General features: G+C 71.9%; 11 protein-coding genes. 5 read left to right on the top strand and 6 right to left on the bottom strand.

All coding sequences use genetic code 11. The features are described from left to right. The 6 genes from OHA88_RS29570 to OHA88_RS29545 form a co-directional block, all read right to left on the bottom strand. Complete coding sequence (locus OHA88_RS29570) at nt 1-1,254, bottom strand: ATP-grasp domain-containing protein (protein ID WP_328627750.1); 1,254 nt, start codon at nt 1,252-1,254, stop codon at nt 1-3. 103 nt (nt 1,255-1,357) lie between these two features. Then, complete coding sequence (locus tag OHA88_RS29565; protein ID WP_328627749.1) at nt 1,358-2,314, bottom strand: TauD/TfdA family dioxygenase; 957 nt, start codon at nt 2,312-2,314, stop codon at nt 1,358-1,360. Continuing rightward, the gene (locus tag OHA88_RS29560; RefSeq protein WP_328627748.1) at nt 2,311-2,442 is read right to left on the bottom strand and encodes a hypothetical protein; all 132 of its coding nucleotides are present in this window, start codon (nt 2,440-2,442) and stop codon (nt 2,311-2,313) included. Before OHA88_RS29560 ends, OHA88_RS29565 begins: the two co-directional genes overlap by 4 nt. A gap of 86 nt (nt 2,443-2,528) precedes the next feature. Beyond that, nucleotides 2,529-4,367, bottom strand: coding sequence for a carbamoyltransferase family protein (locus OHA88_RS29555; RefSeq protein ID WP_328627747.1), 1,839 nt, complete (start codon nt 4,365-4,367; stop codon nt 2,529-2,531). Further along, nucleotides 4,360-6,498, bottom strand: coding sequence for an iron-containing redox enzyme family protein (locus OHA88_RS29550; RefSeq protein WP_328627746.1), 2,139 nt, complete (start codon nt 6,496-6,498; stop codon nt 4,360-4,362). Before OHA88_RS29550 ends, OHA88_RS29555 begins: the two co-directional genes overlap by 8 nt. 240 nt (nt 6,499-6,738) lie before the next feature. Further along, the gene (locus tag OHA88_RS29545) at nt 6,739-7,485 is read right to left on the bottom strand and encodes an SDR family oxidoreductase (RefSeq protein WP_267005105.1); all 747 of its coding nucleotides are present in this window, start codon (nt 7,483-7,485) and stop codon (nt 6,739-6,741) included. A gap of 251 nt (nt 7,486-7,736) precedes the next feature. Here OHA88_RS29545 and OHA88_RS29540 point away from each other — a divergent pair, with 251 nt between their 5' ends. Genes OHA88_RS29540 through panD form a run of 5 tightly spaced genes read left to right on the top strand, consistent with a single transcriptional unit; the run spans nt 7,737 to nt 13,142 of the window. Beyond that, complete coding sequence (locus OHA88_RS29540; RefSeq protein ID WP_328627745.1) at nt 7,737-8,768, top strand: SGNH/GDSL hydrolase family protein; 1,032 nt, start codon at nt 7,737-7,739, stop codon at nt 8,766-8,768. A gap of 50 nt (nt 8,769-8,818) precedes the next feature. Continuing rightward, nucleotides 8,819-10,090 carry an ATP-grasp domain-containing protein gene (locus OHA88_RS29535; RefSeq protein WP_328627744.1) on the top strand — a complete coding sequence of 424 codons (1,272 nt, stop codon included), beginning with the start codon at nt 8,819-8,821 and terminating at the stop codon, nt 10,088-10,090. A gap of 1 nt (nt 10,091) precedes the next feature. Continuing rightward, nucleotides 10,092-11,453 carry an ATP-grasp domain-containing protein gene (locus OHA88_RS29530; RefSeq protein ID WP_328627743.1) on the top strand — a complete coding sequence of 454 codons (1,362 nt, stop codon included), beginning with the start codon at nt 10,092-10,094 and terminating at the stop codon, nt 11,451-11,453. Then, nucleotides 11,435-12,730 (top strand): MFS transporter, encoded by a 1,296-nt coding sequence (locus OHA88_RS29525; RefSeq protein WP_328627742.1) that lies wholly within the window; start codon nt 11,435-11,437, stop codon nt 12,728-12,730. The genes OHA88_RS29530 and OHA88_RS29525 overlap by 19 nt, the downstream gene beginning before the upstream one ends. Then, nucleotides 12,714-13,142, top strand: coding sequence for an aspartate 1-decarboxylase (gene panD, locus OHA88_RS29520; protein WP_328627741.1), 429 nt, complete (start codon nt 12,714-12,716; stop codon nt 13,140-13,142). Before OHA88_RS29525 ends, panD begins: the two co-directional genes overlap by 17 nt. Nucleotides 13,143-13,204 lie beyond the last annotated feature (62 nt).

Raw genomic sequence — 13,204 nt, 5'->3', positions numbered from 1 at the left:
TCAGTCGGTCAGGAAGCGGATGTCCTTGTCGATCTCCTCGCACCGGGCGACCGCGGCCTCCCGGTCCACGCCGGACGCGATCACATATCCGGACACGCAGTCGGCGACGGTGAGCAGCTCCGGCACGGTGTCGCCCGGGCTCTTGGCGATGACCGCGGCGGCCGGCAGTTGCCTGAACTCGTCGAGGTACGGCAGGAAGACCAGCGGTGCCTCCCCCTGCGGGACCCGCCTCACCTCGACGCCCACCTCGGTGGCCACCTCGACCGCGCGGACCTGTCCCGGCCGCGGGGTGAAGAACCGCACCGCGGCGCCGCCGACCGGCTCGGGGGAGGTGGCGGGCAGCTCGTCGATGCCGAGCGGGACGGTGAGGAACCAGCGGTTCAGATCCACTCCGAAGGCACGCCGCACCAGTTCGGGCGCCCCGCTGCCGGCCAGCCGGGCATGCGATTCGAGCACCCGGGGGCCCTGCGGAGTCAGCACGAACTCGCTGTGCGAGGGCCCTTCGGTGAGCCCCACGGCGTCGAGCAGCCGCACGGTGAGCGCGCGCAGCTCGGCCAGGTACGGGGCGGCCGCCCGGCTCGGCGTGCTGACCTCCCATTCCACGAAGCGCTCATTCATTCGGTACTCGGAGTACCCGATGGGCACGTGCCGTCCGTCGAAGGAGAACGAGTCGACGCTGACGACCGGGCCTTCCAGATACTCCTCCGCGATGGGCGCGTCGAACCCGTCGGCGGCGAGGTCGCGCCAGGCCCGCGCGGCCTCCTCGGCGTTCGCGGCCGGGTGGATGTGCAGGCTGGCGACGCCGTCGACCGGCTTGAGCACGATGCGGCCGCCGACCGACCGCTGGAACTCGGCCGCCTCCTCGGCACTGTGCACCACCCGGTGAAGGACCGGGCTGAGGTCGTACTTGGCGAGCAGCTCGCGGGTGAGTGCCTTGTCCTTGAGGGCCCTGGCCGTCGCTTCGGTGACCCCTGTGAGACCCAGCGCGTCGACGACGTATCCGGTGGACTCGGCGGCGGGCTCCGTGGTGGTCAGCACCCGGTCGAACGGCCGCTCATCGTGCAGCGGACGCAGCACCTCCAGGATCGCGGGCCCATCGGTTATCGGGGCGTGCACGATGCGTTCGCAGTGCCGCGCGACGGCGGGATCGTAAGAGCCCTCCTCGTGCACGAGCACCACATCGATGCCCAGCTCCTTGGCACCGGCCACGGGTGCGGGCCGGCCGCCGATCACTGCTACTCGGAACATGTCCACTCCAGAGGTAAGTCGTTGTGTCGCCGATGAGTTGGCGCGTCGGGCGATGAAGCCGTACGTCGTCCACACGGCCGGATCTTCATGGGTGCGGGCGGTGCTCCACTCAGCCCGCGTAGCAGCGGCGCAGCCAGCGCGCGGTGGCCGGCGGGTCGGGGACGAAGGCCCGCCGTCGGTGCAGGACGCGGTAGTTGTCGAAGACGAGGAAACCCCCCACGTCCAGCGCGAATCGTTCGGCAGCGGTGCTTTCGAGGGTTTCGGCCAGCCGGACGAGCGCGGCCGCGGCGCGCGCCGTGCCGCCCCTGGTGGTGCCCTGGTCGTAGCGGATTCGGGTGCGGCCGTCCGGGCCCGCCTCCAGGACGGCCGCGTCACGCAGCGGGCCGGGCGCGTCGGCGCCGGTGGAGGCGGGCGGCCCGATCTCGAACTCCGGCCGGGCCAGGTCCCTTCGTGTCTCCAGGTCGAGCCCGGACAGGACCTCACCGACCGGGACCACTTCGGTGGGCACCCGCTCCTCGTTGCGTACCGCGTAGAAAGCGAGGTGCCGGGGGACGAACGGCCTGGGGTCGTACCCCGGCTCGCCGAACGGAAGGTGCGGGTTGTCGGAGTGCCAGAAGAACTCGGCGTCCGCGCCCCACGAGCTGGTCGTACCGGCCGCCGCCGGATTGGGCACCACATTGCGCATCAGGAGCCCCCGGTTCTCGTAGCCCACGGCGAACGGGACACCGCCGAGCAACCGGACGAGTCCCAGGTGCAGGGCATTGATCACCGCGAGCGGAGGCTCCTCGCAGAAGCCGCCGACCGGAGTGGGCGGCACCTCGGGCCGGGGCAGGTTCTCGATGATCAGGGCGGGGGCGCCGGAGTCGGTGAACTCCCGCAGACCGTGGAGCACTTCGCCAGGCAGGTGCCGCTCCAGGACGTATCCGCCGATGCGGGCCAGGATCGCGCCGTGGGCGTCCGGGGCCAGCGGCTCGGCACACTCGATCCGCTCGTGCACCTCCTTGGCCAGGACGTCGCGGAGCCCGTCGTCGAGTCCGTAACGCGCGGTGCCCGGGCCGGCCGTCACGGCTGCACCCAGTAGCTCGGGACGCGTCGCCGTGTGCGACGGGTCAGCGGGTCACGGATCAGTCGGCTCGCCAGGCCCGCGGGCGTGACCACGAGAAGGTAGACGGCGAGAAGAACCACTCTGCGCATCTGTCTCTGCTCCCTGCGTCTTTGCGTCGTTCGCGTCTTTGCGTTGCTCGCGTCTTCATGTCGTTGCTTCGTTGCCGCTTTGCGCGCTAGTCGAGCGGGATCTCCTCGCGCCAGTCGCCCGGCTCCTGCCACCTGGGCTGATCCGCCTTGTCCAGCAGGAAGTTGCCGATGGCCAGGACATCGATCCCGGTGCGCATGAAGCACGTGTAGGCGTCGTGAGGCGAGTTCACGATCGGCTCGCCCCGCACGTTGAAGGACGTGTTGACCAGGACCGGGCAGCCGGTCTCGGCCTTGAAGGCGGTCAGCAGCCGGTGGTACGCCGGGTTTGCGTCGGCGGTCACCGTCTGGACCCGGGCCGAGAAGTCGACGTGGGTCACCGCCGGAATCCGTGACCGCGGAACCCGCAGCAGGTCCAGGCCGGCGGCAGCGCCGGTGTCCGTCGGCGGGTCGAGCCGCCGGCCGGCCGCGACCCCGGCGACCACCAGCATGTACGGGCTCTCCTGGCGGAGGTCGAAGTAGTCACCGGCGTCCTCGCCGAGCACCGAGGGTGCGAACGGACGGAACGACTCGCGGAATTTGATCTTGAGGTTCATGGCGGACTGCATCCGGGGGTCGCGCGGGTCGCCCAGGATCGACCGGGCACCCAGCGCCCGCGGACCGAACTCGGACCGGCCCTGGAACCAGCCGGCCACCTTCCCCGAGGCCAGCTCCTTGGCCAGCCGGTCCGCGACCGACGCCGGGTCGAGCCGGGTGTAGGGGATGGACCTGTTGTCGAGGTACTCGGCGATCTCCGCGTCCCCGTACTCGGGACCGAGCAGGGCGCCGGACATGGCGTCCCGGCCGCTGCCGAGGTGGGCCCGGGGCGCCCCCCGGTCGGCGGCGACTGCCAGGGCTGCGCCGAGCGCTCCCCCGGCGTCCCCGGCGGCGGGCTGGATCCACACCTCGTCGAAGATGCCCTCCTCGATCACCCGGCCGTTGGCCACACAGTTGAGCGCGACCCCGCCGGCCAGGCAGAGCCGGCTCTCGCCGGTGCGTTCGCGGGCCGTGCGGGCGAGCCTGACCATGACCTCCTCGGTGACTTCCTGCACCGAGGCCGCCAGGTCGAACTCCCTTTCCGTGAGCGGACCTTCAGGGCTACGACGCGGACCGCCGAAGAGCTTCTCGAAGCCGCGACCCGCCATCACCTCCCCCTTCAGGAAGGCGAAGTGGCGCATGTCGAGGCGGAAGGAGCCGTCCGGCTTGATGTCGATCAGCCGCTCCCGGATGAGGTCCGCGTACCGCGGCTTCCCGTACGGGGCGAGACCCATGAGCTTGTACTCGCCGGAGTCGACCTTGAATCCGCAGAAGTAGGTGAAGGCCGAGTAGAGCAGGCCGAGGGAGTGCGGGAAGCGCAGTTCGCCCAGCTGCCGCAGATTGCTGCCCCGCCCGTGCCACAGGGTGGTGGTGGCCCATTCGCCGACGCCGTCGACGCAGAGCACCGCGGCGGATTCGTAAGGGCTGGGCAGGAAGGCCGAGGCGGCGTGCGAGGCGTGGTGCCTGCTGACCTCGACCGCGGGTACCTCGCCGCGCCCCAGGGCGGCCAGTTCGGCCGTCACCACCTCGGTGGCCCGGCGCTTCCAGGACAGCCATTCGGGCAGTCCGCGCGCAAACGAACCGAAGCCGAACGGAGCAGCGCCCAGATAACTGGCAAGTACCCGACGGAACTTGAGTGCCGGATCCTCGTAGTACGCGACTGCGGACACATCGTCCAGGGTGACTCCGTACTCCCGCAGGCAGTACTCCACCGCGCGGGCGGGAAAGGCGGGGTCGTGCCGGCGGCGGCTGAACCGCTCCTCCTGCGCGGCGGCGACCGGCACGCCGTCCGCGATCAGCGCGGCCGCGCTGTCGTGGTAGTAGGCGGACAGGCCGAGGACCAGGTCAGGCATGGGCCTTACTCCTCCGTACGCGCCCTGCCCAGCGGGCCAGGACTGGGGTGGTGCCTGGGTCGAGCGAGCGGAAGCCGATGCAAATCCGGCGCCAGATCTGCTCCCTGGTGCCGGACGGGCCTGCCGGCACGGCGGCCAGGTAGGCGTCCACGGCGTCGCACGCCCAGGCGGCGTGTCCGCTGGCGACGTTGTCGATGGTGTTGTGGATGTCCACGAACCGGGTGCTGAACCCGTGACTGAGCAGGGCCAGTCGGGCCCTGCGGTAGGAGCCGCCCACACCGGAGAGCTCCATGGCGAGGTTCAGGCCGAGGATTTCGGGCTGGAGGGTACGGGGCCGGCGGGCGACGGACAGCCAGTAGACGGGCAGTTCGAAGGAGCGCTCGTCGAACCCGGGCCAGGCGGCGAACTCAGCCGTGCCGGTGGGCGGCAGCTCGACCCCCATCTCGGCCACCAGTTCCCGGTAGATCAGCGGGTGGTTCAGGCCGGGCTGCCCGTTGCCGAGCTCGTCCCAGTACGTTTCGAAGAGCGGGAACCCGGTGTGCGAGGCGGCCAGTTCGTAGTCGGTGAAGCCGAGCAGCCAGCCGCCGTCGATCATCGTCAGCGGGGCAAGCTGGACGGTCGACTCGACGAGTGCCTCGCGGCTCGGCACCGGGACGTCCTGTCCGGCGGTGAACTCCGCCGCTTGCCGCTCGTGCTGCTCGGCCAGCCAGGGCCGCAGCCCCTCGGCGGGCCACCGCTCCGGCAGCCGGTTCCCGTCCCGGTCGAGGCCGTGCCGCGAGCGGTCGAGCCACCGCTGTGCGTAGCGGGCGGCCCAGTCGCTCAGGGCGGGGGTGTCGGTGCGGGACTGAAGCTGCCGGTAGGCATCGCGCAGCCCCTTCGGGGCCGTTCCGCGCTCGTCGGGCGCGGCTTCCCACGAGGGCAGGACGAGCGACGCCGGGCTCCGGGCGGCGCGGGCCGCCGGTGCTTCGGCCGAGGCGGCGGGGAGGGCGTCGATCCAGCGGCGGATCACCGCGAGTTCGGCGGGCGCAAAGACCCGGAACATCGCTCCGTCCTCTCCGGTCAAGCCGTTGACCAGCGGGCTCGCCGCCGACCGGCCGGGCCGCACCAGACGGCTGCGGGCCAGCGCGCCGAGCAGCGGCACCGGGTCGGTGCGGCATTCGGCGAGCCAGTCGGAGAGCGAACGGCCTTCGAGCTGGAACGCGTGGTGGTAGACGGCACCCTCGCGGGCCCGCAGCCTGAGCAGTTCCGCCATGTCCCGGGCCGGGTCGCGGGCCGCGTCGAGGCGGGCGTACACGCCGTCGCTCCACTGCCGCAGCGCATCGAGCGTCCAGTGGAACCCGGCGGAGAACCGCTGCTCGTCGGTGTCGGTGAACCCGTCGGGCCAGTCGCCGTCCGGCCGGTGCGGGTCCCGCTCCCCCTTCGCGGGGCGTACGTCGCTGAGGGCGTCCGGCGGCCACGGTGCGGCCTCCTCGCACGCGAGGTCGATGCGATACCAACTCGCCTCCGGTACCGCCTCCTTGACCAGGGCGAGTGGGGGGAGCAGCCCGACTGCCCGCAGGCACCAGTCCGCGCCGCGCAGCTCGTCACGGAAGTTCTCGGGCAGCCGGCTCATGGTCAGCAGCAGTGCCGCCAGGTCGAAGCAGTGGTCGTCGATGCGGCGGTCGAGCGTCAGCCGGGGTACGGGCGCCGCGTGCTCGGACAGTCTCAGGGTGCGCAGCAGCGCGAGGTAGGCGGCCCCCCGTGATGCGGCGGGCTGTCCGACGCCGACGTCATGGGCATAGCGGGCCAGGACCCGGAGAACGGCGGGGTCGTCGGCGCCGGCCGGCGAGCTGATTCCCTGCAGCCAGGCGCCCGCCACGAGCGCCAGCGGCGCGCAGTCGAGTGCCGCCCTCCGCACCAGGGTGTCCCGCGCACCGTCGGTGCCGCAGTCGTCGAGCAGCGCGCGGAAGTGCTCGGCCGTGTGCCGCGACCAGTCGGCGGCGAGCGAGCCGAGCTCTGCCGCCGACCTGAGGTCCACGAACCCGTGACGGCGGACCTCGGTACGCACGGCCGCCATCAGCCGGGCACCGACCGGCCGGCACTCCGGGTCCGCGGCCGTCGCGTACACGGTGCGGGACGTTGCGCCTTCCACTGGTCTTCCTCTCCGTAATCCGGCCGGCAAAGTGCTCAGAACATGGGGTAGATGGACGCATCGGCTTTCCCTTTGCGCGGCTTGCGCGTCGGGGCGAGGAGCAGCCGGGCCAGAAATCCACGCAGAAAGGTCATGGCAGAGAGCCCCTTTTCCTGGGTTCGGACATCACTGGGTTCGGACGTCGCCGGGTGTCGGTGCCGGCAGCTCGCTGGGCGAGCAGGCGCGAGCGGGCGCCCGGCCTCAGCCGGCGAAGAGGCCGCCTCGGTGGATCTTGTGCTGGGCCGCCTGGGCGAGCGGGCGCACCACCAGCTGATCGATGTTGACGTGCTGCGGCAGGCCGACCGCGAAGGAGACGCATTCGGCGACGTCCTCGGCGGTCAGCGGCCGGTCGACCCCTGCGTACACGGCGGCGGCCCGCTCCCCGTCACCGTGGAAGCGGTTCAGGGCGAATTCCTCGGTGTGCACCATCCCGGGTGCCACCTCGACGACCCGGACGGGCTCGCCGCAGAGTTCGAGCCGCAGCGTCTCGGTCAGGGCGTGCTGCGCATGCTTGGCGGCGCTGTATCCGCCGCCTGTCTCGTAGTTGACGAACGCGGCCGTCGAGGTCACGTTGACGACGGTGCCCGCGCTGCGCCTCAGCAGCGGGAGCAGGGCCTGGGTAACGTGGAGGGTGCCCAGCACGTTGACCGCGTACATGTGCTGCCAGTGGCCGGGGTCGGCGCCCTTCACCGGGTCGGCGCCGAGCGCGCCGCCCGCGTTGTTCACCAGGATGTCGCAGGAGTCGAGGCGCTCGGCCAGGGCTCGTACGGCGTCGGCGTCGGTGATGTCGACCGTCTCGGCCCGCCCGCCCGTCTCCTCGGCGACCCGCTGGATCAACTCGCCCCGGCGGGCCACCAGTACGGTGTCGAACCCGTCCTTGGCGAGGCGTCGGGCGACGGCCGCGCCGATCCCGCTGCTCGCCCCTGTCACCACGGCTGTTCTGGTCATGCCGGCCTTCCCCACAGTCGTCTGTCCGCGGTCGTTCCCGCGGTCGTTCTCCGTCGGGCTGTGCTGCCCAGAACGACTGTGCGCCGGGCCGTCGGGCCTCGAAAGGGTCACAAGCTTGCAGCTGCAGGGATCTGAACCGGCCGCTGCCTTCATGACTGTGCGGCGTCATATTTCTGATGGTTCCGATCCTCCGGGACCGACGGAAGAGTCACCTCCGACCGAGGCGGACCCTTCACGAACCGGGAGGAACCATGGCGGAGCAGAGGGTGACGCTCACCCCGCAGATGTTGGCCTACGACGATTTCGACGACCGGTCCCAGACCCGGTGGCTGCCGTATCTGATGTATTTCCACCGCGCCGGCTACCGGTCCGATGTCATCAACACCGACGACTTCGGGTTCCGTTACTCCCAGGGTCCCGGCGACGGGAGCGCGTCGGCGGGCAGCGTTGCGCAGACGGCACCCGTCCGGCTGCTCGCGGGCAGCTCCACAGCTTTCGGCATCGGTGCGCGGAGCGACGCGGCGACCCTGCCCTCCCGCCTGTGGAGCGATTACGCGCCGTCGGCTCCGTGGCTCAACTTCGCGGGCCGCAGTTACAACTCGGCGCAGGAATTCACCCTGTTCGCTCTCTACCGCCATCTCCTGCCCCGGGTCACCGACATCGTGGTCTTCTCCGGCCTCAACAACCTCGCGCTCTCCCGGCTGCCGAAGGAGCAGCGCGGTGACCACGGTGGCTTCTTCAACTGCGGTGAGTACTACGAGCAGATGGAGGAGCTGCGGCAGCGGCACCGCACCCCCGCGCCCCGGTTCGGGCGGCGCGACCGGCGAGCCGCGGGCGCTGCCGCGTCGGCCGCCCCGTCGGCGGTGCTTCCGCTCGATGAACGCATAGCTTCTTCGGTGGAGCTGACGGCCCGCCATCTGCAGAACTGGAAGCTGCTCGCGGCCGACAGCGGGGCACGCGTCTCGTTCGTGCTGCAGCCGCTGGCCGGGTGGGTGCGGGATACCCCCGCACCCGAGGAGAAGCTGCTCTTCGACGAGCTGGACAAGCGGTCCAACTTCTGGGAACTGTACGGCGACATCGCCACCATGGAGCCTGCCCGCCGGTACGCGGACCAACTCCGGGTCGCCTGCGACAAGCTCGGGGTCCCCTTCCTCGACCTCAGTCCGCTGCTCGCCGAGGCCGCCGGCCCGCGCGACTGGCTCTTCGTGGACCGGGCGCACTTCACCGACCTGGGCCACGACATCGCCGCCCGCCTGGTGGCCGAGGGCCTCGGGCTCTCCTGAGGCCTGTCCCGGCACCCGTCTTCCCCCTGACCGAGAGCGAGGAGATTCCCATGTCACGCACCCACCGCATAGCCGTGGTCGGCGGCCGTCCCGCCCCGATCGCCGGCGCCAAGGAACTCGGCATCGACGTGGTCCTGGTCCATGAGAAGGGCAGCTACGACCCGTCCATCGCACGCCACTGCGAACGGATCGTGCACGCCCCGATCAACGACGGCCCGGCCATTCTCGAAGCGCTGCGTCCCCTCCACGAGGAGCGACCCTTCGACCGGGTGATGACGACCTCGGAGCCGGCGGGCATCGCCGTGGGGTACGTGGTCGACGCCCTGGAACTGCCCGGCGTGAGCGAGCGGACCGCCCGCATCCTCAAGGACAAGGCCCGCACCCGCGAAGCCCTGGAGGCGCACGGGCTCAGCCCGGTCCGCCACCGGGTGCTGCACAGCCCCGGGGAGGCGGCGGAGTTCTTCGACTCGCTCGGGGCCTCCCGTGGCGTGATCAAGCCCGTCGACGGCGCGGCCAGCCGGCTCGTACAGCTGGTGTCCAGTGCCCACGAGGCCGCCCTTGCCTTCAAGGCCCTGGAGCAGGACGGGGCTTCGGCCGCACTCGGCGAGGAGTACCTGGAAGGTCCGGTGGTCGCCGCCGATGCTTTCTCCCACGGCGGCTGGCACCTGGTCATCGGGTTCTCGGAGTACCGGATGAACGAACGGTTCGTGGAGTGGGAGGTCAGCGCGCCGAGCCGGATCGCCGAACCGCACCACGACGCGCTCCACGACCTCACGGTGCGGCTCCTGGACGCCGTCGGGCTGACCGAGGGCCCCTCCTACAGCGAGTTCGTCCTGACCGCCGACGGCCCCCGGGTCCTGGAATCGCACGCCCGCCTCGGCGGCTGCGGTGCCCCGGAACTGGCACGGCGGGCCTTCGGGCTGAACCCGGCCCGGATGATGCTGACCGTCCCGCTGGGCATCGAGGAGCTGCCCGCGGTCTCCCCCGCCCCGCTCGGCGGCGCCGCGCTGCGCTATCTCACCCCGGAGCCCGGCACCATCCGGTCGATCACCGTGGACGAGGACCTGCCGGCCGTGGTCAGGCGCATCCCCGAGGGCGAGACCAACGACCTCTATCTCCCCTTCTTCGAAGAGCTGACCCCGCACGAGACGGGTGCGGCCATCGCGCTGAACCCGGGCGAAGCCGTCCCGCCGCTGCTGACCCTCGCGCACGCGAGCACCGGCTATGTGCTCAGTTCCGGCCGCGACGCCGACGAGGCGGTCGCCCGGTGCGGCCGGGTCGCCGACGGCATCCGCATAGAGACCGAAGAGACAGGTGCCTGACATGACCCACAACCCGAAGCCGCAGCGGACCGCCCCACGCGATCCGGCAGCCGTCCCGGCAGGCGATCCGGTCGAGGACACCGCCTGCACGAGCCGTACGGGGCAGCGCCGCGCGCCCGGCACCACCACCCACCACGCGGCCGTCGACACCCGCCCGCACATCCTGGTCGTGCACCGCTGGCGCGACGAGCACGCCCTGTACGAGAACTACATCGACCACACCACCCACCGGGTCACCTACGTGACCACGGAGCTCGGCTGGTCCTCACTGCCGCCTGCCGCCGCCGGCGTCGTCGAGGTAACCGCCACCGACGACTTCGGCCAGGTCAGCGCCGCGGCCGCGACACTGACCGCCCTCTTCGGCGCCCCGGACCGGGTGGTCGCGCTCAACGAGGGCGACCTCGACACCGCCGCCGGGCTCCGCGCCCGTCTGGGCCTGCCCGGCCAGTCCCCGCAGGACCTGGCGAGGTTCCGGGACAAGCTGGTGATGTGCGAGACGGTCAGCGCGGCCGGTGTCCGCACGCCCGCCTTCGCCGACGCCCCGGACGCCGCCGCCGTGCGCGCCTTCGCGGATACCCACGGCTGGCCCGTCATCGTCAAACCCCGCCGCGGCACGGCCAGTCGGGGAGTGCTGCGCATCGACTCCCCCGCCGGCCTGTCCGCGCTGGACGAACTGCCCGGCGAGGACCGGCTGGTGCAGGAGTTCTGCGCCGACCGGATCTACCACATCGACGGCCTGTGGTCCGGTGGCCGGCTCGGCCCCTGGCGCGCCTCCCGCTACGTCAACTCCTGCGCCGACTTCACCACCGGGGCCGTGCTCGGCTCGGCGGAGGAGGACGACCCACAGCTCCTGGACGCACTGGGTGAGTTCACGGCGTCCATCGCGGGTGCGCTGAGCTCGGAGCCGTGGGTGTTCCACCTGGAGGTCTTCGTCGGCACCGGCCCCGACGGGCGGCCGAACCTGCACTTCCTGGAGGCCGGCTACCGGGTGGGCGGCGCCGAGATCCCCTTCGTGTGGCGCGAGGTCCACGGCATCGACCTGATGGCCGCGGCCGTCGACGTACAACTGGGCCGACGCCCCGCGCTGACCGAGCCGAAGACCTGGCACACCGGGGGCTGGCTGCTCGTGCCGACGCCGGTGCCCGCGCCCTGCCGGGTGATCGCCGCCGAGCCGCTCACCGCCCTCGTCGACGGCCCGTACGCGCAGGTCGTGCCACCGGCCGGCTATGTGGTCCCCCGGACCGGCGGTTACGAACACGTCGGAGCCCGGTTCCGGTTCCGCAGCCTGTGCACCCGCGAGGTGGAGAGCGCCATCGCGAAGGCCGCGGCGGAGTTCCGGCTGGAATGCGCCGCCGTCTCATGAGGGCCTGTCTGACGCCGCTGCGGCTGCGGAACTACCGCCTGCTGTGGTCCGGGGCGATGCTGAGCCAGCTCGGCGACGGCGCCACCTGGACCGCTCTGACCTGGCTCGCCCTGGCGCACGGCGATGCGGCGGCCCTCGGTGTCCTCGGCATCTGTTACACGGCGCCGGTCATCGCGGGCGGCTTCCTGGTCGGACCGCTGCTCGACCGGTTCGACCGCCGTGCCGTCCTCGTCGCCGACTGCGTGCTGCGTGGCGTGGCCGTGGCGAGCATCCCGGCGGCCGCCGCGTTCGGCCCGGTCCGGCTCTGGCAGCTGTACCTGGTGGCGGCGGTGTACGGACTGCTCAAGATCGTCCCGCTGGGGGCGGTTCCGGCGATGTTGCCGGATCTCGTGCCGCAGCGCGCGCTGGCGGCCGCCTCGGCGCTGGAGTCGGTGTCGCTCGGGGTGGGCCGGATCCTGGGTCCTGCCGTCGGCGGTCTCCTCATCCCGCTGGTCGGCGGCGCGTCGGTGCTGCTCCTGGACGCGGCGAGCTATCTCGCCTTCGGCCTCGCCGTGCTCGCCGTCCGGGTGCCGCGCAGCGGCCCGGGCCCGGCGCACACCGTACGCTCCGCGCCCCCGGGCGGCTGGCGGCCGGTGGTCGCTCTGCTGCGCGGCGACGGGGTGCTCCTTGCCATCACCGTCGGCTTCGGTCTGTTCAATCTGGCCATGGGAATGCTGATGGTCCTGGAACCGTGGTTCGCCCACGACCGGTTCCCCGGCGGCGCCCACACCCTGGGCCTGATCCTCGCGCTGTCCGGCGGGGCCAACCTGGCCGGCTCCCTGGCGGCAGGCGCCGTGCCGCCGTCGGACCGTCAGATGCTGCGCATCGGAGTCCTCCAGGCGGTGGCCGGCGCCTCCCTGCTCCTGCTCCTCGTCGGTGACCTGCCTGTGGTCCTGATCGGCCTGGTTCTGTGCAACGTGCTGTCCACCCCGATGACCGTGTCGTCACAGGTGCTGCGGCTGTCCCGGATCCCGGCCGGCCTGCGGGGCCGCACCCTGACCCTGATGCGCACGGTCATGAACGCCACCACCCCGCTGGGCGCCGCCGTAGCCGGCCCGCTGCTCGCGGCAGGCGCGCATCAGGCGCTGATCGTCCTGATGACGCTCGCCGCGGCGCTGCCCGGCCTCTGGCTCGTACGGGCCTACCGCACCACGTCCTTCGGCGCCGAACTCGGCCTCGTCGTCCCCACCCCACCCGCCACACCCGTCAGGAGTGCCCGCGATGCTCACCATGTTTAAGTCCAAGATCCACCGCGCCACCGTCACCGAGGCCGACCTGCACTACGTCGGCTCCGTCACCATCGACCTCGACCTGCTCGAAGCGGCGGACCTGCTGCCCGGCGAGAAGGTGGCGATCGTCGACGTGACCAACGGCGCCCGCCTGGAGACGTACACCATCCCTGGCGAACGGGGCTCCGGCGTGATCGGCATCAACGGCGCCGCCGCCCACCTGGTCTCCCCCGGCGACCTGGTGATCATCATCGCGTACGGCCTCTACACCCGTGAGGAGGCCCTGGCGCTGCGCCCCAGCGTGGTCCACGTGGACGAGAGCAACCGCGTGGTCCACCTCGGCACCGACCCCACGGAGGCCCTCGTCCCGGGCCTGACCACCAGCCCCTCGGTCGCCCGCACGGCGCCGGGGGCCCGATGAACGCGGCGCGGCCACCACGGAGGGAACCGGTTTCCGGGGCTGTGCACGGGGCGGATCACTGC

Origin of the sequence: Streptomyces sp. NBC_00353 (assembly GCF_036108815.1) — a bacterium.
Taxonomy (GTDB): domain Bacteria; phylum Actinomycetota; class Actinomycetes; order Streptomycetales; family Streptomycetaceae; genus Streptomyces.
Note: the sequence above shows the minus strand (reverse complement) of the source record. Positions and strands in the feature narration are given on the sequence as shown.